At 44.0% G+C, this 25,858-nt stretch carries 29 protein-coding genes and 1 pseudogene; all 30 read right to left on the reverse strand.

Features of this window, described 5'->3' with window-relative positions; genetic code table 11:
- Window positions 1-9: 9 nt before the first annotated feature.
- The 30 genes and pseudogenes from M3N64_RS02740 to rpsP all read right to left on the reverse strand — a co-directional run bounded on the left by M3N64_RS02740 (window position 10) and on the right by rpsP (window position 25,850).
- Window positions 10-780, reverse strand: a complete 771-nt coding sequence (locus tag M3N64_RS02740) for a FliA/WhiG family RNA polymerase sigma factor (protein ID WP_249097112.1) — start codon at window positions 778-780, stop codon at window positions 10-12.
- Between the two features lie 24 nt (window positions 781-804).
- Window positions 805-1,287: a chemotaxis protein CheD gene (locus tag M3N64_RS02745; protein WP_249097113.1), complete on the reverse strand. Its 483-nt coding sequence runs from the start codon at window positions 1,285-1,287 to the stop codon at window positions 805-807.
- A complete protein-coding gene (locus M3N64_RS02750; RefSeq protein WP_249097114.1) occupies window positions 1,284-1,898 on the reverse strand; it encodes a chemotaxis protein CheC in 615 nt (204 codons plus the stop codon). The genes M3N64_RS02745 and M3N64_RS02750 overlap by 4 nt, the downstream gene beginning before the upstream one ends.
- Before the next feature lie 3 nt (window positions 1,899-1,901).
- On the reverse strand, window positions 1,902-2,372 hold the full coding sequence (locus M3N64_RS02755; protein ID WP_249097115.1) for a chemotaxis protein CheW: 471 nt from the start codon (window positions 2,370-2,372) through the stop codon (window positions 1,902-1,904).
- A gap of 13 nt (window positions 2,373-2,385) precedes the next feature.
- On the reverse strand, window positions 2,386-4,452 hold the full coding sequence (locus tag M3N64_RS02760; protein WP_249097118.1) for a chemotaxis protein CheA: 2,067 nt from the start codon (window positions 4,450-4,452) through the stop codon (window positions 2,386-2,388).
- Between the two features lie 2 nt (window positions 4,453-4,454).
- Complete coding sequence (locus M3N64_RS02765) at window positions 4,455-5,540, reverse strand: protein-glutamate methylesterase/protein-glutamine glutaminase (protein ID WP_249097120.1); 1,086 nt, start codon at window positions 5,538-5,540, stop codon at window positions 4,455-4,457.
- A complete protein-coding gene (locus M3N64_RS02770; RefSeq protein ID WP_249097121.1) occupies window positions 5,537-6,424 on the reverse strand; it encodes an AAA family ATPase in 888 nt (295 codons plus the stop codon). The genes M3N64_RS02765 and M3N64_RS02770 overlap by 4 nt, the downstream gene beginning before the upstream one ends.
- Complete coding sequence (locus M3N64_RS02775; RefSeq protein ID WP_249097122.1) at window positions 6,405-7,520, reverse strand: flagellar biosynthesis protein FlhF; 1,116 nt, start codon at window positions 7,518-7,520, stop codon at window positions 6,405-6,407. Before M3N64_RS02775 ends, M3N64_RS02770 begins: the two co-directional genes overlap by 20 nt.
- Complete coding sequence (gene flhA / locus M3N64_RS02780; protein WP_249098542.1) at window positions 7,517-9,550, reverse strand: flagellar biosynthesis protein FlhA; 2,034 nt, start codon at window positions 9,548-9,550, stop codon at window positions 7,517-7,519. Before flhA ends, M3N64_RS02775 begins: the two co-directional genes overlap by 4 nt.
- 21 nt (window positions 9,551-9,571) lie before the next feature.
- Window positions 9,572-10,660, reverse strand: a complete 1,089-nt coding sequence (flhB, locus tag M3N64_RS02785) for a flagellar biosynthesis protein FlhB (protein ID WP_249097130.1) — start codon at window positions 10,658-10,660, stop codon at window positions 9,572-9,574.
- Between the two features lie 4 nt (window positions 10,661-10,664).
- Window positions 10,665-11,438: a flagellar biosynthetic protein FliR gene (gene fliR / locus M3N64_RS02790; RefSeq protein ID WP_249097132.1), complete on the reverse strand. Its 774-nt coding sequence runs from the start codon at window positions 11,436-11,438 to the stop codon at window positions 10,665-10,667.
- A gap of 17 nt (window positions 11,439-11,455) precedes the next feature.
- Window positions 11,456-11,725: a flagellar biosynthesis protein FliQ gene (gene fliQ / locus M3N64_RS02795; RefSeq protein WP_249097134.1), complete on the reverse strand. Its 270-nt coding sequence runs from the start codon at window positions 11,723-11,725 to the stop codon at window positions 11,456-11,458.
- A gap of 15 nt (window positions 11,726-11,740) precedes the next feature.
- Window positions 11,741-12,415, reverse strand: a complete 675-nt coding sequence (gene fliP, locus M3N64_RS02800) for a flagellar type III secretion system pore protein FliP (RefSeq protein ID WP_249097140.1) — start codon at window positions 12,413-12,415, stop codon at window positions 11,741-11,743.
- Window positions 12,408-13,079 (reverse strand): flagellar biosynthetic protein FliO, encoded by a 672-nt coding sequence (locus M3N64_RS14165; protein WP_249097142.1) that lies wholly within the window; start codon window positions 13,077-13,079, stop codon window positions 12,408-12,410. Before M3N64_RS14165 ends, fliP begins: the two co-directional genes overlap by 8 nt.
- Window positions 13,080-13,085: 6 nt before the next feature.
- Window positions 13,086-13,448: a response regulator gene (locus M3N64_RS02810; protein WP_249097146.1), complete on the reverse strand. Its 363-nt coding sequence runs from the start codon at window positions 13,446-13,448 to the stop codon at window positions 13,086-13,088.
- 82 nt (window positions 13,449-13,530) lie between these two features.
- Window positions 13,531-14,706: a flagellar motor switch phosphatase FliY gene (fliY, locus tag M3N64_RS02815; protein WP_249097153.1), complete on the reverse strand. Its 1,176-nt coding sequence runs from the start codon at window positions 14,704-14,706 to the stop codon at window positions 13,531-13,533.
- A complete protein-coding gene (gene fliM, locus M3N64_RS02820; RefSeq protein ID WP_249097155.1) occupies window positions 14,699-15,697 on the reverse strand; it encodes a flagellar motor switch protein FliM in 999 nt (332 codons plus the stop codon). Before fliM ends, fliY begins: the two co-directional genes overlap by 8 nt.
- A gap of 30 nt (window positions 15,698-15,727) precedes the next feature.
- On the reverse strand, window positions 15,728-15,964 hold the full coding sequence (locus M3N64_RS02825; protein WP_368389890.1) for a flagellar basal body-associated FliL family protein: 237 nt from the start codon (window positions 15,962-15,964) through the stop codon (window positions 15,728-15,730).
- 5 nt (window positions 15,965-15,969) lie between these two features.
- A pseudogene (locus M3N64_RS02830) lies at window positions 15,970-16,227 on the reverse strand (FAD-dependent oxidoreductase); the annotation flags it as partial.
- A gap of 31 nt (window positions 16,228-16,258) precedes the next feature.
- Window positions 16,259-18,340: a type I DNA topoisomerase gene (gene topA / locus M3N64_RS02835; protein WP_249097162.1), complete on the reverse strand. Its 2,082-nt coding sequence runs from the start codon at window positions 18,338-18,340 to the stop codon at window positions 16,259-16,261.
- Between the two features lie 381 nt (window positions 18,341-18,721).
- Window positions 18,722-19,594 carry a DNA-processing protein DprA gene (gene dprA / locus M3N64_RS02840; protein ID WP_249097164.1) on the reverse strand — a complete coding sequence of 291 codons (873 nt, stop codon included), beginning with the start codon at window positions 19,592-19,594 and terminating at the stop codon, window positions 18,722-18,724.
- A 205-nt stretch (window positions 19,595-19,799) separates the two neighbouring features.
- On the reverse strand, window positions 19,800-20,084 hold the full coding sequence (locus tag M3N64_RS02845) for an EscU/YscU/HrcU family type III secretion system export apparatus switch protein (protein ID WP_249097166.1): 285 nt from the start codon (window positions 20,082-20,084) through the stop codon (window positions 19,800-19,802).
- Window positions 20,085-20,086: 2 nt separating this feature from the next.
- Entirely contained in the window at window positions 20,087-21,622 is a 1,536-nt protein-coding gene (locus M3N64_RS02850; RefSeq protein ID WP_249097168.1) for a hypothetical protein, read from the reverse strand.
- Window positions 21,623-21,634: 12 nt separating this feature from the next.
- Window positions 21,635-22,408, reverse strand: coding sequence for a ribonuclease HII (gene rnhB, locus M3N64_RS02855; protein WP_249097170.1), 774 nt, complete (start codon window positions 22,406-22,408; stop codon window positions 21,635-21,637).
- 53 nt (window positions 22,409-22,461) lie between these two features.
- Window positions 22,462-23,343 (reverse strand): ribosome biogenesis GTPase YlqF, encoded by an 882-nt coding sequence (ylqF, locus tag M3N64_RS02860; protein ID WP_249097177.1) that lies wholly within the window; start codon window positions 23,341-23,343, stop codon window positions 22,462-22,464.
- Window positions 23,344-23,490: 147 nt separating this feature from the next.
- Complete coding sequence (rplS, locus tag M3N64_RS02865) at window positions 23,491-23,832, reverse strand: 50S ribosomal protein L19 (protein WP_249097179.1); 342 nt, start codon at window positions 23,830-23,832, stop codon at window positions 23,491-23,493.
- Between the two features lie 139 nt (window positions 23,833-23,971).
- Window positions 23,972-24,712, reverse strand: coding sequence for a tRNA (guanosine(37)-N1)-methyltransferase TrmD (trmD, locus tag M3N64_RS02870; RefSeq protein WP_249097181.1), 741 nt, complete (start codon window positions 24,710-24,712; stop codon window positions 23,972-23,974).
- Window positions 24,702-25,229 (reverse strand): ribosome maturation factor RimM, encoded by a 528-nt coding sequence (gene rimM, locus M3N64_RS02875; protein WP_249097188.1) that lies wholly within the window; start codon window positions 25,227-25,229, stop codon window positions 24,702-24,704. Before rimM ends, trmD begins: the two co-directional genes overlap by 11 nt.
- 98 nt (window positions 25,230-25,327) lie before the next feature.
- Window positions 25,328-25,558, reverse strand: coding sequence for a KH domain-containing protein (locus M3N64_RS02880; protein WP_249097189.1), 231 nt, complete (start codon window positions 25,556-25,558; stop codon window positions 25,328-25,330).
- 19 nt (window positions 25,559-25,577) lie between these two features.
- Window positions 25,578-25,850, reverse strand: a complete 273-nt coding sequence (gene rpsP, locus M3N64_RS02885; RefSeq protein ID WP_249097190.1) for a 30S ribosomal protein S16 — start codon at window positions 25,848-25,850, stop codon at window positions 25,578-25,580.
- Window positions 25,851-25,858: the final 8 nt, after the last annotated feature.

A 25,858-nucleotide genomic window follows, 5' to 3' on the forward strand; every position in this document is an offset into this window, starting at 1 on the left:
CTCTTTAACTTATGTAGATATTGTTTCATTTGAACTGAGATACTGTCTCAGTTTAAAAAGTGCCTTGCTGTGGATCTGAGAAATGCGTGATGTTGATAAATTTAAAATTTGACCGATTTCCGTCAATGTAAGCTCTTCGAAATAGAAAAGTGAAACAACCAGGCGTTCTTTTTCGTTCAGTTTATCAATTTCTCTCGCCAGCTGTTCACGGTTTTCTTCATCAATCAGCTTCTTTTCAGGCTGTACAGCCTGAATATCTTCAATTGCCGAGGAAGAGAATTCTGCTCCCTTTCCTGAGGAACTGTCATCAAGTGAAAGGAGATTGGAAAGCAGACTCTCTGACAGTACCTGTGACACTTCTTCCGGCTGCATCCCGCAAGCATCCGCAACTTCTTCAAGTGTTGCAGTCCGCATTTTTTGATGTTCGATCTGTTCAGCGGCCTTCTCGATTTTTTTGCTTTTTTCGCGCGTCGATCGCGGCATCCAATCTTCTTTGCGCAATCCATCTAAAATAGCACCACGTACCCGAAAAGATGCATATGTATCAAATTTTAAATCTCTGTGCGGATCAAATTTTTCTAATGCGTCATAGAGACCGAGCATCCCAAAACTCTGCAGCTCGCCGCGGTCAATATTTCTCGGCAGTCCTGAGCTGATACGCTGAACATGATATTGAACAAGGGGCAGATAGATTTCAAGAAGACAATTTGCAGCTTCTGGATCACGGTTCTGAATCCAGCGATCCCAATACTTTGATTCCAAATGTTCTGATTTGCCCAATTGCCTTCCCCTCCTTCTTGACCTTTATATAACTGCGCTCCCTTTAAATATAGCATGAATCGCCAATTCACATGTAGCAGTAAAAAATTCAATGGTGCGTCCATAATCGGCACCCGTATCTTCGGAGACAAGCGGAATTTGAAAAGCAGCTAGCTGCGCTTTCACTGCATAAACGTTTCTTTTACCGATACTTGGTACGAGATGCGCCCGTGTTGTCTTAAACATTTCTGCACCACCTGCTATTTTGGCTTTAAGCTGGAGACGCGAACAACGGAAATCTTCAGTCAGTTTTTTTATCAAAGCAGGAATTGCTGTATCGGCATATTTTCCAAGCGGATAACTTGAAACTCTGGCAAGTTCCGAATCAGGAAGCATCACGTGGGCCATTCCCGCAATTTTACTCTCTTCATGATAAATGACAACGCCGACGCATGATCCGAGTCCAAGCGTTTTTAATGTTTCCGGATTGAGGGCAAATTTTATCTCAGAAAGTCCGACATGGATCAAGGAAACGACTTCCCTTCCGCTTTATCAAAGAAGACATCAAGTGAATCAGGAAATGGCAGAAACAGAAATTCACCGTTCAGCTTGTCTCCCTTTTCACGGTCTGATAATACAGCATCGATAATCAGTGCTGAGTCATCATAAAAAGACAGTTCAATCAACCCTTCACTTAAAATTGCCCCTTCCATATCCACTGCATAGTTCGGCGGAGATTGTGTCAAAGAAATACCGAGAAAACCAGCGAGTGCAGACAAATATGATCCACATAAAATATTGCTGATTTCACAGAAAGCAGAGTTGCCCATCCCGTTATCCAGTACATTGCCGTCTGGAACCAGCTCACTGATCAGAGCATTAGCCTGATGGATGTCAAACATCATGAAAAAGAGTCCATGCAGGCCTCCATCAACCTGTATAAACGATGCTGCAACATTATTTTCCGCATCAGCACCCATTGCTTCCGCGATTGGCAATACACGCACCGATGGAATCTCCATATCAATCGGTTTGTTCAATAACATGGATAACGCTGAAGCTGCATGCGCTGCGCCAATATTTCCCGACTCTTTAAGCAGATCAAGATGCTGCGGCTGCAAATCACTTATCCTATACATCTTTTATACCTCAAGACTTCGCAAGTCATCGACATCTTCATGGCTGAGGACTCGGTCAAGATTCAGAAGCAGAAGCAGCTTGTTTTCATCAATCTGAACCACACCTTTTAAATAACCGGCCGATGGTCCGCCAACCATCGCAGGTGCCGGTTCAATGCTTGATTCCTGAATGTCCGTCACTTCTTTTGACAAGTCCACAAGAAGCCCGACTTTCATCTCGTCAGTATCCACAACAATGATCCGGCTCTCTTCTGTAATTTCAGATTTTCCCATTTGCAAACGGTCCCGAACGTCCACAACCGGAATAATTAAGCCGCGAAGATTCATTACACCTTTAACAAACGAGGCAGCATTTGGAAGTCTTGTAATCGCATCAACCTTTTCAATTGATAGAACCTGATCAACGGGCACTCCATAAGTTTCGTTGTTCATTTCAAATAAAATGACCTTTATACTGTTTTCATGTTCCGCCATGGGTCACGCCTCCTCAAATATTTTCCTTTCGAGATGGGATTGTCTGGTTTTTCATCACTGTTTGACAGTCAATAATTAATGCAACGTTACCGTCTCCAAGTATCGTCGCACCGGAAAATCCGGAGACATTTTTTAAATAGTTTCCAAGAGGCTTGACAACAATATCCTGATAACCGATCAAGTGATCAACGATTAATGCGGCGTATTTACTTCCATGATGGACAATAACGACTGAATGCCCCCGCTCTTCATGATCAGCGTACCCGGGAACTGAGAGATAATCGCCAAGATCAATAATGGGAACAATCTGTTCATGATACTGTGCAACGGTTTGTTCATGAATGTTCATCATTTTAACATGCCGTTTAAGCGCAGTCTCTGCAATCGATGTGATCGGTATGGCATAAATTTCATCACCGCACTGCACGAGGAGTGCATTAATAATCGATAGTGTAAGTGGCAGTTTCACCGTAAACTTTGTTCCCTTCCCTGGTGCGGAATCCACTTCCACAGATCCGCTAAGGGAATGAATTTTGCTTTCAACAACATCAAGCCCCACACCTCGGCCGGAAATATCCGATATTTTATCCGCCGTACTGAATCCTGAAGCAAACAGCAGGTGATATACTTCTTTGTCACTCAATTCACTTGCTGATTCCTCAGGAACAATTTTCTTCTCAACAGCTTTGGCAAGCACTTTTTCGCGATTAATGCCCGCCCCGTCATCTTCAATTTCAACGAAAACATGATTGCCGCTGTAATAAGCGGCCAATGTCAGCGTTCCTTGAGGATCTTTCCCCTTTTCTTTGCGCACATCAGGATGTTCAATGCCATGGTCCATTGAATTTCGAATCATATGCATGATCGGGTCTCCCAGTTCCTCAATGACGGTGCGGTCAAGCTCAGTTTCAGATCCCTTAACGACAAAGTTTACTTTTTTATTCAGTTCTTTGGCTAAATTTCGCACTAATCGCGGGAAGCGGTTGAACACTTGTTCAATTGGTTCCATACGCAGATTCAGAATCGTTTCCTGAAGCTGGTTTGAAACACGCTTGATTGTGCTTACGGTGTCATTCAAAGTTGCATTGCCAATTTCTGAAGCAATTTTTTCCAGACGTCCACGGTCGATGATCAATTCTTCAAAAAGATTCAATAATTGATCAATACGGTTAAGGTTCACGCGGATCGTTTTAGCGACAACGACAGGACGATGTGCCTCCGCCTTTTTGCTCTGTTTTCCTGACTTATCCTGCTGGCTTGTACCATCTTCCCGTGCCGGTTGGCTCTGTTCAGATGATGCTCTGTCTTCTAAACTGTGAATGTGCGTTACTTTGACATTGGCAATTTCAGAAATACTATTAATCGTCTCTTGAATCTGTTCCGCTTCGGAAGTTGATGCAACAATAAATATGAGCCTCTGATTAAATGCTTCCTTCTCAATCTCTTCTGTGGCCGGTCTTGTGCCAATAATGGTTCCCAACTCTTCCAGAGCGTTAGAAACCATTAATGCTCTTGCCGCTTTAAGTACGCAATCTTTATTCAGATCAACCGTTACTTCATAAGCGGTAAGGTTCTGATCCGCCGCCTGTTCAGCAAATAGTTTCTCATAGTCCGTCAGTTTAACTTGCTGGTCACGTTGAGGCAGCTGATCCTTTGTCTCCTGCTGTTTTTTGGACGGATCATCATTCTGTGTCGACTGTTTGCCTGAAGTGATTGCCTGAAGTTTCTTTTTCGTATCCGAAACATCAGATGCATCATTGCCATTCTGTTCAATTTGATCGGCCATGCCTTCAAGATGATCCAGCCCTTCAAAGAGGACATCAATCATCTCTGAATTGACTTGGATCGTATGGTGGCGGAGGGCATCGAATACATTCTCCATAATATGCGTTAATTCCATCATATTCTGAAAGCCCATCTGCCCGGAACTGCCCTTTAAAGTGTGAGCAGATCTGAAAATACTGTTAATCAGTTCTGGGTCATCTGCGTTCTCTTCTAAAATCATTAGCTTATCATTTAAATTCTGTAGATGTTCACGCGCTTCATCAAGGAATACACCCAGATATTGACTCATATCCATGGTCACTCATCTCCCCGTAATCCAAATTGACTGCAGACTGCCTTAGCGACTTGATCCAATGGCTGAACTTCATTCACGTAACCAGTTTCAATAACTGCTTTGGGCATGCCAAAAACGGTGCATGTTTCTTCGGATTCTGCAATGACATGTACGGGCTGCCCGGTATCATACAAGGCACCCACTCCTTTGGCTCCGTCTTTTCCCATTCCTGTTAATATTGAGATGATATAACAATAATCATGCAGTGCGGCAAGCGATTGCAAAGTAACATCAATCGACGGCCGGACCGCATTAACCGGGGGCGCATCGCTCAGTCGAACAATTAATTTCTTTTGTGCATCCTCTTCGACACACAAATGTCTTCCTCCCGGAGCAACGTAGCCTCGCCCGTTCATGAGAAGCTCGCCATCCACTGCCTCTGTTACGGTTATTTCCGACATTCGGTTAAGCCTCTCGGCCAGAGACCTTGTAAATCGTGGTGGCATATGTTGTACTATCAAAATTGGTGCTGGTAACTGACTGCTGAGACTCGGGACAACGGATTGCAATGCCTTGGGGCCACCGGTGGAAGTCCCGATCAGGATGATTGGCTTACAGGTCTTTGAATCATTCTGTGACACCTTATGTTGTGCCGGACTCTGCCAATCATGCTTCTTAAAAATTTCTTTCTCATTAACCGGCCGCCGCTTTGATATCACGGCCTGCTTGATTTTCTGCTGCAATTCATGTTCAATCTCTGCTACGTTATGAAGCTTACCCGATGGTTTGAAAATAAAGTCAAAGGCACCGCTGCTGATTGCCTCAATGACATAGTTTGCATTCTCATCCGATGCTCCGCTGACCATAATTGTCGGCGTTGGCTGCAACTTCATGATTTCATGCAATACATCCAGACCGTCTTGATCACCGGGCAAAATGATGTCCAGTGTGACAACATCCGGTTGAAAACGGAGCAGCTTGTCTATGGCATCTTTGCCATCACGTGCAGTGGCAATGACCTGCAGCATCGGATCTTCTTCAATCATCGCTTTTATGGTCTGTCGCATAAAGGCAGAATCATCAACAACAAGTACCTTGATCGGATTCATTTTTTGTTCCTCCTGATCAAATGCAAATATTTTTTGACTTTATCCGAAAAAGACATATTTTCTTTCGCTTTAAGCTGTTGTCCGCACTGAACGATGAAGGCACGTACAAGGAATCGCATCGTCATACAATACGTTGCCTTTGGCGAATAAAGCATACATGGTCTCTGCTTTCGAACCGACATCACCAAATTCTGATCCCTGGGTAACGAAGCCAGCCATGAAGGTGAAGCACCCAGAAATTTTTCAGCAACCAGAGACAGGCGCTGCCATGCATCCGTACCTTCACGGCGATTGAACGTTTGATTCACGACACATGAAATTTCCAGATCCCGTTTCATTGTATACACTAGTTTCATTAAGGAGTAGCTGTCCGAAATCGCCGTAGGGTCGGGTGTTGTAATCAGGATTAAACGATTCATTGCAAGCATAAAATGCAGCATATCTTCAGATGCACCTGCACCAAAATCAAACAATATAAAATCAAATTCAGATTTGACAGAATCAAGCTGTGTTAAGAATACATGCAGACTACGGTCATCAAGCCGAAACTGTTTTGATAAACCCGTACCGCCTGCAATAAAAGAAAGATTTGGTGATACCTCCGTTTTGATCTCTCGGAAGCTGAACTGATTTTTTAAGGCATCTGCAATATGTTCGGTTGCATGCATTCCGAAAAGCTGCTCAATATTACCCATACCGACATCAAGATCGATAATCAATACTTTTTTGCCCAATTCCCCGAGCGCCAGAGAAAAATTCACACAGAACGCAGATTTCCCAACGCCTCCCTTGCCACTGGCAATGCCGATAACCTGCGCTTGTTTTGCAACATCCTTTTTACGTTCAATGCGTATTCTCAGTTGTTCAGCCTGATCCCTTTCCATTTATATCACCTATCAACAAGTTAATCAGTTCTCTAAGATTGGGTACGGATAAATCATCTGGGACATCCTGCCCATTCGTTATGTATGCAACGTTATATTGCCTGTATTTCAAAAGAATGCTGATAACCGCGCCATAAGACAATGTTTCATCAACTTTTGAGAGAATCAGCCGCTTAATATGCAGCGATTCAAACTGCTGAATCAGTGAATCCATATCCTCAAATTTTGATGTAGCGGATAACACAAGATAGATTCCGATCCGTTTGTCCTGACTGATTAAATGGACCAAATCATTAATGTATTCACCGTTTTGAAAATTTCGGCCTGCCGTATCAATGAACACATGATCATAATGCTCAAATTTTTTTAACAGTTCCTGAAAATCGCGTGCTGTATATGCAGTTTCGATTGGCGCGCTGAGAATATCCGCATACATTCTTAACTGATCGATTGCGGCGATTCGATAGGTGTCCGTCGTAATGAACGCTATTTTCTTTCCTTCATCCAATACGGTTCTCCCCGCCAGTTTGGCCAGTGTCGTAGTCTTGCCGACTCCGGTCGGTCCGGCAAGCATCACGTACTTATCACTGAACATGTTTCCCTGGAAACGTGCGGGATCGAGAGCCTGAATCAATTGCTCCCTGAGCACATGCATCATTTCATTCCGTGTCATCTGTTCATCACTCTGAAACCATTTCTTTACCAGATTGCGGATTAAAAAGCCGACTTCCTGTCTCGCCAGCCCCTGATCCAAAAGCTGTTCTTGAATTTCTTCGATCACATGCGGAGGCGAAACAAGCCTGTCCACCTTTTCATAAACATGTCGAAACGGCATATCCGCATTGTTTACTGGATGATCAATCTGCACAGGCTCCTTAACTAGTTCATCGGATTTTTGGCGCGTTTTATTTAATGGTGCACTAGTCTCCGAATCGCTGGCTGCCAGCACTTCGACCTGCTCTTTTTTAAGAAAGTTAAAGAAACGTCCGGTCGTCACTTTTTTTGTATGAAAAATAACCGCATCATTACCGAGTTCTTGCTTCACTTTCTCAATCGCCATTGCCATAGTTGGCGCAATGATTTTTTTCATTTTCATGCTGCATTCAGCACCCCAATGCTTTGTACTTCAACATTTGATTCCAACTCATTATAAGACAGAACTCGAATTGTCGGAAAATAGCGTTCCGTAAGTTGACGAACATACATGCGCACGGCAGGCGAACAAAGGATAACCGGATCACTCTCCAGATCTGTCCACTTCTCAACAAGAGAGGAAAGATTCTTCAATACAAGCGAAGTCGTCGCTCCATCCATAGCAAGGAAATTGCCATGCTCCGTTTTTTGTACCGAGTCACTGATCTTGCGCTCCAGATCGGGACTGAGTGTTAATACCTTGAGTGTCTCTCCGGGCTTTGTCATTTGTTCCGTAATCTGGCGTGACAGCGCCTGACGGACATATTCAGTTAAAAGCCCGGTTTCTTTCGTCATTTGCCCATAGTCTGCCAGCGTTTCGAAAATAACCGGCAGGTTTCGAATTGACAAACCTTCCTTAAGTAAATTGACCAGAACTTTTTGAACATCGCCAACCGAGAGCGGATCAGGAATCACCGCCTCAACAAGTGCCGGATACTGTTCTTTTAAATGATCGACAAGTTGCTGCGTTTCCTGTCTGCCCACCAGTTCATACGCATGCTTGCGCATCACTTCTGTCAAATGCGTCGATACTACGGAAGGCGGATCAACTACGGTATAACCTGCAAATTCAGCCTGCTCTTTCGTTTGCTCGTCAATCCAAAGCGCCTTCAGACCAAAGGAGGGCTCAACCGTTTCAACGCCCTTGATCGACTCGTCCTCCACTCCAGGACTCATTGCTAAATAGCGATCTGGCATTAATTCACCTTTTGCAACTTCGCTTCCATTGATTTTTATACGATAACTGTTCGGCTCAAGCTGTATATTGTCACGTATGCGAACAACCGGAAGAACAAAACCGAGTTCCAGTGCAAGCTGTCTCCGAATCATGATAATTCGATCCAGAAGGTCGCCGCCCTGAGAGCTGTCAGCTAGCGGAACAAGCGCGTAACCGAATTCAAACTCAACTGGATCCATATGTAGTAAATTCATGACATTTTCCTGACGCTTAAATGTATCTTCCGCTTTCTTGTCCTCCTCCTTCGCTACATCTTTCTCCTTCGCCTGATTCCTTCTGCGAATAAGCAGGCCCGAAATAATGAGAACCAAAGCCATCGGAAGAGTCGGGAGAAGGCCAATCGGTGTTAAGCCGAGAACGAAAATGACACAGCCAGCAATAATCAGCAGAATCGGGTAAGAGAGAAGCTGGCTTGATACCTCTTTCCCCATATTGTTTTCCGATGACGAGCGCGTCACGATAATGCCTGTCGCCGTTGAAATGAGCAGTGCGGGAATTTGGCTCACAATGCCGTCACCAACTGAAAGAAGGCTGAAATTCTGCGCAGCATCAGCAAAACTCATTCCTTGTTGAAGTACACCGATAATCATTCCTACGATTAAGTTAATCGCAACAATAATCATACTGGCAATAGCGTCACCTTTGACAAACTTGCTTGCACCATCCATTGCACCGTAAAAATCTGCTTCACGAGTGATTTTTTCTCTGCGTTTCTTTGCTTCCTGATCATTGATCAAGCCTGCGTTCATATCTGCATCAATACTCATTTGCTTCCCGGGCATCGCATCCAAAGTAAATCGAGCGGCCACTTCCGCCACACGCTCAGCACCCTTTGTAATCACGATAAATTGGACAATGATTAAAATCAGGAAGACCACTAAGCCAACAATAATATTCCCTTCAACAACGAATTGCCCGAATGCTTCAATCACACGTCCCGCATCGCCTTCTGTAAGGATCAGACGCGTTGTAGAAACATTCAGGGCAATTCTGAATAAAGTCATAATAAGCAGCAAAGACGGGAAAACAGAGAATTCCAGTGATTCTGTCACATTTAGTGTGACAAGAAGGATGACAAGGGCGAGCGAAATATTCATGATAATTAAAAAACTCAGCAGAGAAGCGGGCAGCGGAATGATCAGCATCATAACAATCAGAACAATGCCAATCATGACAATATAATCTCTCGTTTTCATCATTATCATCCTCCTTTCTGATCAGACTTTTCCTTTTAATCGATAAACGTAAGCCAAAATCTCGGCAACGGCCTTAAAAAATTCCTCCGGGATACTCTCGCCAATCTCCAATTGATGATAAAGCGCACGGGCGAGCGGCTTTCTTTCAACAATGATAATTTGATTCTCTTTCGCTATTTCCTTGATACGTAAAGCAATCAGATCCGCACCTTTTGCAATCACTTTCGGCGCACTCATTTTGTCATCATCATATTGTAGAGCGACCGCAAAATGTGTCGGGTTTGTAATTACCACATCTGCATGAGGAACCTCCTGCATCATGCGGCTGAGCGCCATTTGTCTTTGACGTTCCTTAATCTTTGATTTAATTTGCGGATTTCCTTCAATCGTTTTGAACTCATCTTTAATATCCTGCTTCGACATGCGCATGTTCTTTTCGTAATCATATTTCTGATAAAGATAATCAAGTAAAGATAAGGCAATCAGTGCAACAGATGCGGCAATGCCCATGTTCAGCATAATATCGGCCATTACACGCACGCCTTCTGTAACCGGTTCACTTGCCGACTGTGCAATCGCCTGACGATTAAGCCATAAAATTGCAAAAGTGACGATGCCGATGAATATGATTTTCAGCATAGACTTGAGCAGTTCAACTACCGCTCGTAATGAGTAGGTTCGCCTCAACCCCTTCAGCAGGCTAATCCGTTCACCCTTAAATTGCAGCAGCTCAGGCAGAAAAAGAAAACCAACCTGAAAAACCTGTGTTGCAATACCGACAATTAACGCAATGATGAATACAGGAAGTAACAGCTTCATCGACTGAAGTGATAAATCAGCAAACATTTTTTGGACATTGTGCTCCGAGACGGTCATATTTATATTCATCACGTAAAACTGGCTCATAAACTTTGTCAATTGCTGCACGATGCCGCCGCCAGCTAGTCGAAGATAGATAAAGAAGGCAAACATGCTGATTGCGGAACATAGATCGATACTTTTAAATACTTGTCCCTTTTTCCTGCTTTCTTCGCGTTTATGCGGAGTGGCTTTTTCTGTTTTTTCACCCGCAAAAAACTGCAGGTCAACCGAATAGTGCAGATCATTCATTGGCTTAACTCCCTAATAGCCGCATAAAGTCAGAAAAAATAGTGGTCATCGACTCAAAAATAATGCGAAACAGCCCCATAAATGAAGGAAGAACGACAAGTATCACAGCAAATCCGGCAAGCAGCTTCAAAGGGAGCCCGACTACAAAGACATTGATTTGCGGAACAGTTCGCGCAATGAGTCCTACGGCAACATCAACAAGAAACAGACAGCCGACAATGGGAATGGCAATCTGTGCAGCAATCAAAAACAATTGCGCAGTCACTTTTGCAACGAATTCAGCGGTTGAACCTGATGAAAATGAAACACTCAGTTCATTCGCCGGAATTACCTGAAAGCTAAAGAGGATACCGTTGATTAACATGTGATGCGCATTGACGCCAAGGAAAAAAAGCATCTGCAATACGTAAAGAAACTGTCCGGTCAACGGCGATGGAATGCCACTTTCAGGACTGATTACGTTGGCAATCGCAAAGCCAATCTGCATATCAATAAACGCACCTGCAAGCTGCACCGCATAGGTGATGATTCCTGCCACAAACCCCAGCATCAGCCCGACGATCACTTCTTTAATGATCAGAAAAATAAATCGATCATCAATCGGTACCGTCATTCGATTAAGAAAAGTCACATCGACTAACAGAGCAAGCACGGCCGCCAGGCCGATTTTCACCGGAGCCGGTATCGTTCGATAAGAAAATATGGGCATGGTCACAATAAAACTCGTTGTGCGTGCCAGAATTAATAAGAATAAAGGGAGCGCATTAACTAATGACAAGTTCCTCGAGTCCTTTTCTATCGAATGAAGTTCGGCAGATTCGCAAATATGTTCTGGGTAAACGACAGCATTTTAGATAACATCCATGGGCCAAACAGAATCAGGCCAAACAGTACAGCAACAATCTTTGGAATAAATGCCAGCGTCTGCTCCTGAATTTGCGTTGCTGCCTGGAAAATGCTGACAATTAATCCGACTACCAACGATATAATGAGCAAAGGACCGCCGATCATCAAGACTGCCATGACACTTTGATCCGCAATAGATAAAATCATTTCAGAACTCATGGCGCTCTAACCTTTCTAAAAGCTCTTAAGCAGGGATTCGACGATCAGATACCAGCCATCGACCATAATAAAGAGCAGAATTTTAAATGGAAGTGAGATCATGACAGGCGGAAGCATCATCATCCCCATCGCCATCAATATACTTGCAACAACCATATCAATCACGAGAAAGGGAATAAAGATCATAAATCCCATCTGAAACGCCGTCTTTAATTCACTGATTGTAAAGGCAGGAACCAGAGCGGTTAATGGAATATCGCTAATCTTTTTCGGCTGTTTGTATTTCCCGTAATTTAAAAATAACTGCAGATCTTTTTCTCTCGTCTCTTTGGCCATAAATTCTTTAATTGGAATCTGTGCCCTGTTCACTGCCTGTTCCTGGGTGATTTTCTTATCCATATATGGCTGCACTGCCTGGCTGTTGATCTGGCCGTATACAGGTGCCATGACAAAAAAGGTCAGAAACAAAGCAAGTCCAATCAACACTTGATTCGGAGGCATCTGCTGTGTTGAAAGTGACGTTCGAACAAATGAAAGGACAACAATAATTCTTGTGAAACAGGTCATCAGAACCAGAATGGCCGGCGCCAGCGATAATACAGTTAAAACGAGAAGTAATTGAAGTGTCGTCGCAACATCTTGAGGCTGACTCGTGAAAAAATCAGCAGGAATTCCCGGTATACTATTCATTTTTCACGCCCCTCCGTATCAGTGCCTGAAGCTGCTCTGAACGTTCTCTGTTAACTGATTCCAGCTGTTCCCTAAAATCCGTACCCGTTTTCTTCTGACCTGGCACAGGCTGAGCGCCTTTACTGCGAAATGCATGATCCGCCGTCCATTTGAAAGCTTTCATGACATTGTCTTCAATCAAATCCTGTGTATCTGATTTTTTTGTCAATGACTCAATGATTTCCGGGTCACTGATGTTTTTCAGTAACTGCACGTTTTCACCGACGCCCACGATTAATATCTCGCTGCCAACCATAATCATCTGAACAGATCGATTACCGCCAAGTGAAACGCCACCCATATTTTTCAAATTAGCGACCTGCGTGAAACGTCCGGTACGTTTAATGACAAAGTGATAAAGCAAGTAAATCAGGGCCAGAACAACCAAAAGGGCAGCAAATAATTTGACCGATGTAACCAACAAATTTGTTCCTTGATCTGATGAAGAAACCGCCTTTTTTGATTGATCTGACGATGGCGCTTTTTGTTCCTTCTGACTATTTTCGAGCCAATCCTTTACCGTACCACTCTCATCGTCTGCATAGGAGACAAGGCTTTGACTGAAGAAAACAAGCACGGCAGCAAGCAGCACAGCTATTATTTTCAGCCATTTTGTTTTCTTCACTGAAACTCATCCAATCGCTTTTTTTATCGCTTCAATAACACGGTCAGGCTGAAAAGGTTTAACAATAAAATCCTTTGCGCCTGCTTGAATAGCGTCAATAACCATTGACTGCTGCCCCATAGCCGAGCACATGATCACCCTGCAATTCGGATCAATGCTTTTTATTTTCTTCAGCGCATTAATACCATCCAATTCCGGCATGGTGATATCCAAAGTCACCAAATCCGGTTTGTATTCTTCATACTTGGCAACGGCTTCGTTTCCGTTTGCACCTTCACCGCAAACTTCATATCCGTTTTTCGTTAAAATGTCCTTCAGCATCATGCGCATAAAAGCTGCGTCATCAACAACAAGTATACGTCCTGCCATGTAGATCCCTCCAAATTCAGTGGTTAAACAAAGATACGATCAAACAGTAAGATCGATTAAAGCACCTTCCGCTGAACATCACTTATAATTTTTTTAAACGTTCTTTTTGATCCAGTATTTCAGTGATGCGTATACCAAAATTCTCATCGACAACAACAACTTCACCTTTGGCAATGAATTTGTGATTAATTAAAATGTCGATGGCTTCACCTGCCAGCTTGTCAAGTTCAATAATTGAACCCGGGCCCAGTTCGAGCACTTCTTTGATCGTTTTTTTTGTACGCCCGAGTTCAACGCTGACATCAAGTGGAATATCCATCAGCAAATCCAGATTTCTTGGCATCTTTTTTTGATCAGGCACCTCTTCTTCAAAAGCAGAAAATTGTACTGGATGAACGTCCGATCGCGGCTGTACCTGTTCTGATTCCCGAACGGGTGCATCCGCCGCAAGTGCTGCAGCCGTTTCATGATGGATTGATGCATCAGCCGTTGCCTCATGATGCACATCGGAGTGCTGTTCTTGTTTATCCTTACGTGCTTCTTCCGTTACAGTAACGTGTCCGCCGGTTTCCTGCATAAGAAGAGAAACAAGCTGTTTGCCGAAGTCAATCGGAACAAGCTGCATAATATGAGAATCCACCAGATCGCCAATTTTCAGCTGAAAAGATATTTCAAACATGGTCTCATCTTTGGGCAGATTTTCAATGCCCTGTTCTGATTTTACATCCATGAGACTCAATGTCGGCGGGGATATATCAATCCGGCGGTTAAAAACGGTCGACATGGCCGTAGAGGAGGAGCCCATCATTTGATTCATCGCTTCCTGGACCGCACTCATTTCCATATCATTAATCTGATCCGTTGCTTTTGTACCGTCTCCGCCCATCATTAAATTAGCAATGACGCTTGCATCATGTGTTTTAATAACAAGCATGCATGAGCCTTGAAACCCTTGTGTATAATTCACAAGTACCGAGACGTGCGGAACCGGGAATTCTTCAGAAAGTTTGCTATGGTCGACAAGATGTACTCTCGGCGTCGTGATCTCCACTTTTTTGTTCAATATTGTTGAAAGCGCAGTGGCTGCACTGCCAAAAGAAATATTTCCAATTTCCCCAAGAACATCCTGATCAACATCTGAAACGTTCGCAGGCACTTCGCCCGGCGTATGATTCACTTGCTGAGGTTTTCCTGCTTCGTTCGTTTTTTTACCGAGAAGCGCGTCAATTTCTTCTTGCGAGAGTTGTCCGTCATTCATCGACGTCATCCTCCTCTGATATATTTTTGATGATTTGGACAGCAATCTGCTTTTGACGTCTCCCCGGCTGGGCCAAAAATTTAGGGAGACCGTCGATATTTACGACAATAGGCTGATCTAAATGCTGGTCCAATTTGATGACGTCCCCAGCCCTCAAGTTTAATAATTCACCAATGGTAATCTGTGAATTTCCAAGATTCGCGATCACTTTGATATACGAATGCTCAACACTGTTCTTCAGCGCTTTGTATTCCTCAGTAGTCACGTCATTCTTTTTCTCGTTCATCCAATAATGCATCGATAATTTTGGAATAACGGGTTCCAGAACGACATGTGGCAGACAAAGATTGATCATCCCGCTTGATTTGCCGATCATTGCAGACAGTGAGATAACGATAACCGTTTCATTCGGTGACACGAGCTGAAGAAACTGCGGATTCGTTTCGAGTTCAATCAATGTCGGATTGATCTCGTGTTCAACAGAAGACCAGGCATCCTTTAATGCCTGCAGACCGCCTTCGAACAATCCTTTCATTAAATCCGTCTCGATTTCAGTCAGATTTTCAATTTTGTTCATGCTTTCACCGTTGCCCCCGAGCAGCCGATCCAGCATCGCATAGGCGATATTCGGATTCACTTCGATAATCAGGTGGCCCTCAAGCGGTGGTGCTTCAATAACGTTCAACACAGTTGCAGACGGGATTGAGCGAATGAATTCCTCATAAGGCAGCTGGTCAACAGACGCCACGGATATCTGCACATAAGTTCTTAATTGCGCAGAAAAATATGAGGTTAAGAGACGCGCATAATTTTCATGAATGCGGGTCAGACTTCGGATCTGATCCTTTGAAAAGCGAAGCGCACGTTTAAAATCATAAGTGCGAATCCGCTGCTTCTTCTCTTCATCCTTTAATTCTTCTGCATTCATTTCTCCAGTTGACAATGCGGAGAGCAGCGCATCAATCTCGGATTGTGAAAGTATGTCGGCCATTGTGATCACCCCCTCCACATTTTCTTTTCATCATTGCACAATTTTTTCTGTGGTGTATACGTGGACAACATTTCCGCTTTCAAGAAAACCGTTAATCTTATTTTTCAACATGTTTTCCAGGTTCGAAATGCCCTCCTGATCCTGTACATCATCAGGCTCCATGCCAGAAACCGTATAAATCACTGCATTTTTTACTTGAAAAGACCGTTTTTCAAGTTCTTCTTTTGCGTCTTTATTTGAGACACGGATATTAAAGCTGACTTTAATATAGCTGTATCCGCTGCTTTCATGATCAGTGAATCCAGCCGCCGCATCTCTTCCTTCAGAATACCAACCGCATTCGCCATGCTATTCGATCTTAATGAATTGGTACACACAAGCTCCGCAAACTGGTCGGTATGATGCGCTGCTGTTTGTTTTTTGGGTCTCATTTCATACAGGGTAACCGGCAGGCCTCGTTTGGCAATTTGCCACGCTGCTTCGCTTCCTGCAAGTCCAGCACCGATTACATTTACGTTCAGTACTGCCATAAATATTCCTCATTTCTGATCAGCAAGTGAATCATTGTGGTTCTTCTTTGTAATCACATTTAGGACACTCAACGACTTTTCCATTTTTCGATTTTTTTTCAACAAGGTAGGATGAACACTTCGGACAAATACGCTGAATCGGTTTATCCCACGAAACAAAGTCACATTCCGGATACCGATCACATCCATAAAAAATCCGGTGTTTTTTGCTGCGTCGTTCCACAACTTCCCCTTTGCCACATTTAGGACATGGCACACCTGTCTTTTTTAAGATCGGTTTCGTATTGCGGCATTCAGGAAAATTGGAGCAAGCCAGAAACTTCCCGAAGCGCCCCATTTTATAGACCATTTCATGGCCGCATTTTTCACATTTGATTCCTGCCAGTTCATCTTTAATTGAAACGGACTGCATCTCTTTTTCAGCTTTGGACAGTCTTTTGGCGAAGTCGCTATAAAAACTGTCGATCAGTGCGATCCAATTGCGCTTTCCTTCTTCAATTTCATCAAGGTCCGTTTCCATCTGCGCTGTAAAATCGATATTGATGATCTCAGGAAAGAATTCGACGATCAGATTCAGAACGACTTCACCTAATTCCGTTGGTACAAAGCGTTTTGCATCCATTGAGACATAATTACGCCTTTGAATCGTATCTATCGTCGGCGCGTAGGTAGACGGGCGCCCGATGCCAATTTCCTCCATTGCTTTAACAAGTGTTGCCTCTGTATATCGAGGCGGCGGCTGTGTAAAATGCTGTTTCGGATCGGGTTGTTCCTGAAATGCGGTCATTCCGTCCTTAAGATCGGGAAGCATACTCTCTTTTGATCCATCCGATTTTTTCTGATCGTCGCTTCCTTCAATATATACTTTCATAAATCCCTGAAATTTGACCTTCGATCCCGCAGCTCTGAATATTACGCCATTTTGCTCTAAATCTGCGCGTATGGTATCCAGAATCGCCGGTGCCATCTGACTTGCGACAAATCGTTCCCAGATGAGTTTATAAAGCTTAAACTGATCCCGGTTTAGATAATCTTTAACATCTTTCGGTTGCCGAAATACAGAAGTTGGCCTTACGCCTTCATGGGCATCCTGCGCATTCTCAGACTTTTTTGTCTTTTGCGGCTTATCATTGTAATAACGTTCCCCATAATTTTCAACAATAAAGCTCTTAGCTTCTGTTTTTGCTACTTCCGAAATACGCGTTGAATCCGTTCGCATATATGTTATTAATCCAGTGCTTCCCTGTTTGCCAAGTGTAATTCCTTCATAAAGCTGCTGAGCAACCATCATTGTCTTTCGTGCTCTGAAATTCAGCTTTCTGGCTGCTTCCTGCTGAAGTGAAGAGGTGGTAAATGGTATAACCGGGTTTTTTAACCGTTCTTTTTTTCTGACATTCTGAATATTAAATTGATTACTCTGAATTTTTTCCAGCACAGCTTTAACGTCATCCGCTGTTTTAAGCGTTTGCTTTTTACCGCCAACTCCATAAAATAAGGCATCGAATGATTCATCATTGACGCGAAATTTGCTGCTGATTGTCCAGTATTCTTCCGGAACAAATGCTTTGATTTCTCGCTCACGTTCAATAATCATCCGTAAAGCTACTGACTGGACACGGCCCGCACTCAGACCCTTTTTAACTTTTTTCCATAAAAGCGGACTGATATTGTAGCCTACAAGGCGATCAAGCACACGTCGCGCCTGCTGCGCATCAACAAGATCCATATTTATTTTCCGGGGTGTTTTAAAAGCAGCTTTAATTGCTGGCTTGGTAATTTCATTAAAAACAACGCGACACAATGAATGATCGTCAATATCAAGACTATGTGCCAGATGCCATGCAATTGCTTCTCCCTCACGATCAGGGTCGGCTGCAAGATATACTTTTTTCGCTTTTTTTGCCGCACTTTTTAAATCCTTCAGCACAGGGCCTTTCCCTCTAATTGTGATATACCGAGGCTGAAAATGGTTGTTTATGTCGATACCCATCTGGCTTTTCGGCAGGTCGCGCACATGCCCCATCGACGCTTTTACCTCATACTTGGGACCGAGATAGCGTTTAATTGTTTTTGCTTTAGCGGGAGATTCTACAATGACCAAATAATCATTCATGTTGTGTCTCCCCCTTTCTGTAAATATTCAAATCCTCACTAATATTAATGATTGATGATTGCTTTGTCAAACATTAACAAATACAGTATTCGGACCTGCTCATTGATTTGTGGAAAGGTCTGGAAAGAAAATAAAGAATTCCTTTCTTCAGATCTTCAGAGACTTGCCATTTAAGAAAGCTGTAATCATCTGAGAAAACGTTCGCCAGAAACTCTGATAAGGACAACCTTCCGTTGTCTGCAGAAGATGTATCTCCCGCAGGAAGTGTTTACCTCCGCGCGCTGAGTAGACATTCTATTCATCGTTCCTTCATGTCAACAGGTTAATGCAAGCCGCACGATCATTCCAAAAATTTTATACTTTCCCGAATACAGCAATATATTATGCCCAGTTTAGTTCCTGGACAATGTCCTGCCAGTCACAGACAAGTTTAGCACCTTGCTGTATCAATCGATTCGTCCCTGCGCTCATTACGTTTAAAATAGATCCTGGCACTGCAAAAACTTCACGTCCCTGCTCCAGTGCCTGATCGGCAGTAATTAAAGACCCGCTTCGTTCCCTGGCCTCAACAACCAGTGTACCCAATGCCATCCCGCTTATTATACGGTTTCGTTCCGGAAATCGCCAACGTTCTGGTGGAGCAGAAGGCGGATATTCGCTGATCACCAGCTGCTCTTCACATAATTGCTGAAACAATCGACGATTTTGAGACGGATACGGATGCCACAATCCTGAACCAAGTACAGCGATCGTCCGTCCGTGTAATGCCAGCCGATGCGCCATTCCATCGATTCCTGTCGCCATTCCGCTGATGATCGTCCATCCGTCGCTAATAAGTGGACCGATGAGGCCCCGCAGAACTTTTCCTGCCTCGACACTTGGATAGCGTGTCCCGACGACGCTCAATATTTTTTTATCGTTTAATAAAGCAATATTTCCTTTCGTGTAGAGCAAGTAAGGCGGGTCATAAATATTTTTTAACAACGATGGATAATTGGGATGATGGAAAGGAATAATAGAAATTTCTTCGGCTTGATAAGCTTCGAGCAGCCTGATTAAATCGATATGACTGCGATCTTCCATAAATAACTGGATTTGAGCTTCGGAAAGATGAAAAATTGAGCGCAATTCGGCTCGTGTACACTTGTGGAGATCACACAAACGGGGATTAGCCTGAATCATTTGCCAAACTGTTCTTCGCCCGATTCCTCTGCAATGATTAAGAAACGCGAGCTGATGAGTCAATGTATCCATAGACGCCCTCTCTCCATTTTATTTAATTGGCGATGCAAAGAATGACGGAGTCTCTCATTTTCAAGTGCTAAAAAAAGCACCAATTAGCCCGTTAAACATAAATTTGGAAACAATGAATGTAAAAATTATTGAAGATCATGTGAAATGTGTTAAAGAAGAGAAAATTAGGACGTGTATATCTGTGTCATACGCGGGCCTTAAAAAGCTATTTACGTAGCAATTGTCCTGCTTCTTCATCAATATTATAAATGAAGGCAAAAATTTCAGCAACCGTCTGATAAAGCTCCGGCGGGATCATCTGGTTCAGATCCAGCTCACTCAGCATCGAAACCAGTGCCGGATCTTCCTGAATCGGAATATCATGCTGTTTTGCCTGGGCAATAATACGCTCCGCAATTTTTCCTTTTCCCTTTGCGGAAACACGTGGCGCCTGATCTGTACCATTGATATAGGTCAGCGCAACGGCCTGTTTTTTCTTTTCTGAATCCATGGTCACACCTTCACATCTACTCGATAATTTGTCTCGGCCAGCGGCTGGGTCGCCTTTTTTTTGAGATTCCGGTTAATCTTTTCCGATTGCGAAAGAGAGAGCAGTTCATAGCCTATTTGTTCCAGACGTCCTTTGAGCATCGGTTCATTTTTGGCAAGCAGCGCGCGCAGATCCGCACTGCTGTTTTGAACCGTAATGGCTATGGCATGATTTTGTACATGTATATTGACTAATGTTTCTTTCAAATGTGTCAACTCAAGCCAGAGTAAGATCGTGCACGCATTGGGATCAAGTGCCCCGTTTCTCTGCCTTTTTCCTTCCCAGTATACAGAGACTTCAGTCAATCCGTCTTGATAGGGAACCGGAATCTGCAATGAGAATTGAGCGACATAAGGATCTGCTGATGCTAATTGCAGCTGTTCTCCTGTAATCTTTGCCGCCATTTCCTGTGCCATGTGTCTTAAAGCATGGGGCGCACTCTGATCCTGAACAACCGCAAGCAGACGGCCTTTTAAGGAATTCATCATTTCATCCGTATCCGCCCCTTGATTTAAAGCCTCAGCAATTTGATGTTCATAGCTGAAACCAATCTGTTTAAAAAGATCAAGCAGCAGATTTCGATTGGACAACAAAGGAGCCTCATTGGAATTATTGACAGCACTCTGCTCCCGAACGAAGCTGTTAAACGCTTTAAGCAAAGCCTGTGGTGAACTTTCAATATTCATTTTTTTCATCAATTCAGTGGCTTCTTTCAAGGGCAGAGCGCCGATCAGCCAATCAGCTATCTGTTGCCGGCTGGTTTTGTCAAGATTCGGAAGCTGGGCATTAATAAATGATTTAAGCAGTTCGCCCGTTCGCCCGGCACTCTCCATCTGGGGTTTCGAAGCATTGTTTTTCTCGATTCCCGATTCCATATTCTGTACGGCAAATTTACTTAGAATCTCTTTCAGCCGCGCAACTGATTCACTTTGGCCCCTGGTTTGCTGAATCAATTGGAGGAGCGCATCCGCATGCGTGCTGAGCGGGCCAGAAGTCTTCAAAGTCTGAGCGATATGAAAAAAATGTTCATTCAACGGCAGCTGACGGTTCACCATCCAGCGGATCGTCTGCAGATCACCAGTCACGTCACTGCTCATTCTTAATAAAACTTTAGCATTAAGAATGTTTTCCCGTGATAATGGATCACCGTGATCAAGAAAAGACTGGACGATTTGTTTGCCGAGAGCATCCTCTTTTAATTGAAGCGCGCGAAAAGCATCATCAAGCATTGATTGTTTCAATGGCTGATCCGTCTGTTTCCGCTCGACAAGTTTAGCCGTTAAAGGCAATGTACCCTGCTGAATCTGGAACAAGTACTCCTGGCCGACTTTTAACGGCGGATTTGCCGCGACAACTTTTGCAACCACTTGCTTTGCGCCTAACTGGACAAGTGCTGTTCTGTCTGGCAGAATATCAAGTACCTTTCCTCGCAAAATCTGTTCCGGGGCATAGGTGCCGATTAACTGGCTCTGACTGATCGCGTAGGGTTGGAATCCCAAGAAATCACCTCCTTATGCGTTCTCCAATGTTTTCAGGGGCGCAAAAGTCATACGGTGCTCCGGACAAATGCCCAGTTTTCTGATTGCTTCGAGATGTGCTTTGGTTCCATAGCCTTTATGTGCGGCAAAATTGTAGCCTGGATACACGTGATCCAAATGGCGCATCAAACGATCCCGGGTTACCTTGGCCAGAATGGAGGCTGCTGCAATTGAATTGCTGCGTGCATCACCTTTAATCAATGACCTTTGTTGCACATCAAGCGGGAGCTCCATCGCATCAATAAGCAAATAATCCGGCTGTATCTTCATTTTCTTTACAGCGAGCACCATCGCCTTTTTTGCTGCCTGATAAATATTTATCTCATCAATTTCTCTGGCTGATACAATACCGATTCCAAACGCATCCGCAGACTCACAGATTCGATCAAACAGGTCGTCACGTTTCGCTGATGATAACTGCTTGGAATCATTGATACCCGGTATAACCGCATCATGCCTCAGGATCACACTGGCTGCAACGACCGGGCCCGCGAGCGGTCCCCTGCCCGCTTCATCTATTCCCGCAATGTGCCTCCTGCCTGACAATCGAAGGTCGTCCTCAAACACGTTCATCTGTTGATATTGATTCCTCAATTGCCGAAGCCGATCCTGACGTTTTTCCCATATCTTTAGCAGACGCTGGACACCGACCCGCGTGTCGGTCTGTAAACTGTCCAATTCATTCTCAGACAGATCTTGAGCAACGCTCAGTTTTTCTCTAATTTCAGCTATGGTCATTGGTTTCATGTGATCTTCCCCTATATACACTATATCGGCTGGCCAAATAATTCCTTAAATCTTCACGAATTCATTGAAGGCCACTCCAGTGTCATCGGTCCGAATTTCTGCCCACGGTAGTCACGAATAATCAGCTCCGACACGCGCTCATAATCAATGCGTCCGCCCCCCATCAGGCATCCTCTCTTTCTGCCAATGGCATCGAACAGGGCAATGACTTTCTCCTGATCTTTATCAGATCCATTCAATTCGGGCAGCTCATCCAATTCGTACCGGGTCCTCAATATTTCCGGATAGTGGTCAATCATGATCTTCAAAATAAAAAAAGCAATTTCCTGAAAATCAAACAGTTCCTCTTTAATCGCACCAGTCGCAGCTAAACACAGACCAATGTGCGAATCATCAAATTTTGGCCAGAGTATCCCTGGAGTATCCAATAATTCCATAGACGTACCAACCTTGATCCACTGCTGTGCCGTCGTCACTCCCGGACGATTTCCCGTTTTAGCGATCTTCTTGCCGGCCAGACGATTAATCAATGTCGACTTGCCTACATTGGGGATCCCTAAGATCAACGCACGGTCAGCATGGGGCTGAAACCCTTTATCCTCCAGCTTTTTTCGTCTGGAAGCGGTCAATCGGTGGACGGCCGCAGGCAGTGTGGCTACTCCTTGACCCGTTTGACTATTTACAAGATGGACAGTCAACCCTTCCTGTTCAAAACTTTTTTTCCATAATTGCGTCGCCTGTCGATCCGCCAGGTCAATTTTGTTCATCACTAATAGACGCGGTTTTCCACTCGAAATTTCTTCGACGAGTGGATTTCTTGAAGACGCAGGGCTTCGGCCATCCACAAGTTCAATGACAACATCGATCTGTCTGATTTTTTCAATCATCTGTCTTTTGGCCTTCGCCATATGCCCGGGATACCATTGAATGGTCATCGTGACTCCTCCAGTCAGTGCTGTCTGTTTGTATGGATACTGTATGTATAACGGATATTCTTCCTTCACTTAAAAACAGGAGAGGCCTGGTCATCCCAAGCCCCTCCTTTTCATTACCATGTTCATTTAATTGCGTACTCTGTTTTTTTACCTGCTCTTGATACGTGCTTTCTTGCCGCGTAAAGCGCGCAGATAATAGAGTTTTGCACGACGTACCTTGCCATAGCGTACTACTTCAATTTTGTCGATCTTCGGCGAATTCACAGGGAATGCACGTTCAACACCGACACCATAAGAAATTTTTCTTACCGTAAACGTAGCACTGATGCCACTGCCATGACGTTTAATGACCACGCCTTCGAATACTTGGACACGTTCGTGTGAACCTTCAATAATCTTGACGTGTACTTTCACCGTATCACCGGGTCTGAAATCGGGAATATCCGTACGCAGTTGTTCTTTTGTAATTTCATCGATAATATTGGACATTTAGAATGGCCTCCTTCCGTACAAATGCTCATACCTTCTTTACAAGGGCAGCGGAACATCGTATTCACTGGCAATTGCCACAAAAAATATCATACCATAATTAAAAACAGATAAGCAAGTATTCTCAGGCTGCATTACATTATTTTTCTTTCTGATGTTCAAATTCTGTGAGCCACCGGGATTCCTGATCCGTCAAAATTCGTCCATTCAGTAAATCAGGTCTTCGATTATATGTGCGTCTGAACGATTCCCGATGGCGCCATTCGGCAATTTTTTCGTGATTGCCCGAAAGCAGAATATCCGGAACTTTCAAGCCACGGAAATCTGCCGGCCGTGTATAATGAGGGTGTTCCAGCAATCCTGTGGAAAATGAATCAGTAACTGCTGACGTTTCGTTGCCGAGCACTCCGGGAAGCAGACGGACAATGCTGTCAATCATAGCCATTGCCGCAAGCTCTCCGCCTGTCATCACAAAATCACCGATCGAAAATTCATCGGTTACTAAATGTTGAGGAATGCGCTCATCAAATCCCTCATAATGACCGCATATAAAAATAAGACCGCTTTCTTTTGCAAGATCTTCTGCATCATGCTGTTGAAACGGTTTTCCTTGCGGAGACGTAAGAATAATACGCGGTTTTTGTCTGTGCGTTTGACGCATTGCTTCAACAGCGTCAAAAAGCGGTTGTGGCATCAACACCATCCCCGCACCTCCGCCAAACGGATAATCGTCAACTTTATTGTGCTTGTTTGTCGTAAACGATCGAAAATTCGTGACCTTAAAAGTGACTGCGCCTTTCTCAGAGGCCTTGCCCATGATCGAACTTTTCAGCACACCATCGAACATTTCGGGAAAGAGAGAGAGAATGTCAATCTTCATCGTCAATCAACCCCGGAATCAAGTGTACGGTCACCTTTTTCTCCGCAACGTCAACGTGTTTGACTACATCATTGATATAGGGAATCAGAATGTCCTTTTTCCCTGTGTCAACGACCCACACATCGTTCGCGCCCGGAGACAGAATTTCCCGCACTTTACCAAGCAGGCGATCTGTGTCCGTCACCACTTTGGAACCAATGATCTCATGATAATAGAAATCGCCCTGTGCAAGTTCAGACAATTGTTCTTTTGTTATAAACAGCGTGCTTCCTTTATACTTTTCAACATCATTAATCGAGTTATGTCCTTCAAAGGTTAAACAGTCAAATTGTTTATGCCGGCGATGGGTTCTTACCTTCAGCGGTTCGTACGCACCGCTTTTCATATCGCGCATATACAAAATGGCTCCTTTTGCGTACCGCTCTTCAGGAAAATCGGTACTGCTGACTACACGCACCTCACCCTTGATTCCTTGTGTGTTTACTATTTTACCAACGTAAAGCCATTGATCCGTCATCACTCCGCCTCCTGTTTTTGCGCAAATGGTGTTGAAATTCATTCCTTTGTATATGGAGAAAAAAGAGAAGGGCAACCGAACCCCTTCTCTTTTTCATGTTATTCTCTAACCAGAAATTGCGCTCGGACACCTCTGGTATTTCCTACAGCTTCAACAATTGTTCGCACGGCATCGGCCACTTGCCCATGCCGACCGATCACTTTCCCCATATCCTTCCTGTTTACCGTCAGAACATAGATCGACTGATCAGCTTCTGTCTCATGCTCGATAACCACATGTTCATGATCGTCAATGAGCGGGTTCACAATGGCTTTGATTAACTCTTCCATTCGTTTTCCGCCCAAATCATCATTTTTGCAGTTTAGAAAGGTGGAATTTCTCCATGATGCCTTGTTTGGAGAACAGGTTGCGCACGGTATCTGATGGTTGCGCGCCCTTGGACAGCCAGTCTAAAGCTTTTTCTTCATCGACCGTAAATGTTTTTGGCGTTGCGACCGGATTGTAGGTACCGATTTCTTCAATAAAGCGACCATCACGCGGCGCGCGAGAATCAGCAACCACTACTCTGTAAAACGGACGCTTTTTAGCACCCATGCGTTTGAGACGAATTTTAACTGACATAATCAACA

Source organism: Sporolactobacillus mangiferae, from assembly GCF_023336505.1.
In the GTDB taxonomy this organism is placed as follows: Bacteria; Bacillota; Bacilli; order Bacillales; family Sporolactobacillaceae; genus Sporolactobacillus; species Sporolactobacillus mangiferae.

Excerpts from the sequence above, each read along its gene's own strand:
- M3N64_RS02750 (WP_249097114.1), bottom strand. The coding sequence starts at position 1,898 with ATGTATAGGATAAGTGATTTGCAGCCGCAGCATCTTGATCTGCTTAAA.
- M3N64_RS02755 (WP_249097115.1), bottom strand. The coding sequence starts at position 2,372 with ATGGCGGAACATGAAAACAGTATAAAGGTCATTTTATTTGAAATGAAC.
- M3N64_RS02760 (WP_249097118.1), bottom strand. The coding sequence starts at position 4,452 with ATGGATATGAGTCAATATCTGGGTGTATTCCTTGATGAAGCGCGTGAA.
- M3N64_RS02765 (WP_249097120.1), bottom strand. The coding sequence starts at position 5,540 with ATGAATCCGATCAAGGTACTTGTTGTTGATGATTCTGCCTTTATGCGA.
- M3N64_RS02770 (WP_249097121.1), bottom strand. The coding sequence starts at position 6,424 with ATGGAAAGGGATCAGGCTGAACAACTGAGAATACGCATTGAACGTAAA.
- M3N64_RS02775 (WP_249097122.1), bottom strand. The coding sequence starts at position 7,520 with ATGAAAATGAAAAAAATCATTGCGCCAACTATGGCAATGGCGATTGAG.
- flhA (WP_249098542.1), bottom strand. The coding sequence starts at position 9,550 with ATGAAAACGAGAGATTATATTGTCATGATTGGCATTGTTCTGATTGTT.
- flhB (WP_249097130.1), bottom strand. The coding sequence starts at position 10,660 with ATGAATGATCTGCACTATTCGGTTGACCTGCAGTTTTTTGCGGGTGAA.
- fliQ (WP_249097134.1), bottom strand. The coding sequence starts at position 11,725 with ATGAGTTCTGAAATGATTTTATCTATTGCGGATCAAAGTGTCATGGCA.
- fliP (WP_249097140.1), bottom strand. The coding sequence starts at position 12,415 with ATGAATAGTATACCGGGAATTCCTGCTGATTTTTTCACGAGTCAGCCT.
- M3N64_RS02810 (WP_249097146.1), bottom strand. The coding sequence starts at position 13,448 with ATGGCAGGACGTATACTTGTTGTTGATGACGCAGCTTTTATGCGCATG.
- fliY (WP_249097153.1), bottom strand. The coding sequence starts at position 14,706 with ATGAATGACGGACAACTCTCGCAAGAAGAAATTGACGCGCTTCTCGGT.
- fliM (WP_249097155.1), bottom strand. The coding sequence starts at position 15,697 with ATGGCCGACATACTTTCACAATCCGAGATTGATGCGCTGCTCTCCGCA.
- topA (WP_249097162.1), bottom strand. The coding sequence starts at position 18,340 with ATGAATGATTATTTGGTCATTGTAGAATCTCCCGCTAAAGCAAAAACA.
- dprA (WP_249097164.1), bottom strand. The coding sequence starts at position 19,594 with ATGGATACATTGACTCATCAGCTCGCGTTTCTTAATCATTGCAGAGGA.
- M3N64_RS02845 (WP_249097166.1), bottom strand. The coding sequence starts at position 20,084 with ATGGATTCAGAAAAGAAAAAACAGGCCGTTGCGCTGACCTATATCAAT.
- rnhB (WP_249097170.1), bottom strand. The coding sequence starts at position 22,408 with ATGAAACCAATGACCATAGCTGAAATTAGAGAAAAACTGAGCGTTGCT.
- ylqF (WP_249097177.1), bottom strand. The coding sequence starts at position 23,343 with ATGACCATTCAATGGTATCCCGGGCATATGGCGAAGGCCAAAAGACAG.
- rplS (WP_249097179.1), bottom strand. The coding sequence starts at position 23,832 with ATGTCCAATATTATCGATGAAATTACAAAAGAACAACTGCGTACGGAT.
- trmD (WP_249097181.1), bottom strand. The coding sequence starts at position 24,712 with ATGAAGATTGACATTCTCTCTCTCTTTCCCGAAATGTTCGATGGTGTG.
- rimM (WP_249097188.1), bottom strand. The coding sequence starts at position 25,229 with ATGACGGATCAATGGCTTTACGTTGGTAAAATAGTAAACACACAAGGA.
- M3N64_RS02880 (WP_249097189.1), bottom strand. The coding sequence starts at position 25,558 with ATGGAAGAGTTAATCAAAGCCATTGTGAACCCGCTCATTGACGATCAT.
- rpsP (WP_249097190.1), bottom strand. The coding sequence starts at position 25,850 with ATGTCAGTTAAAATTCGTCTCAAACGCATGGGTGCTAAAAAGCGTCCG.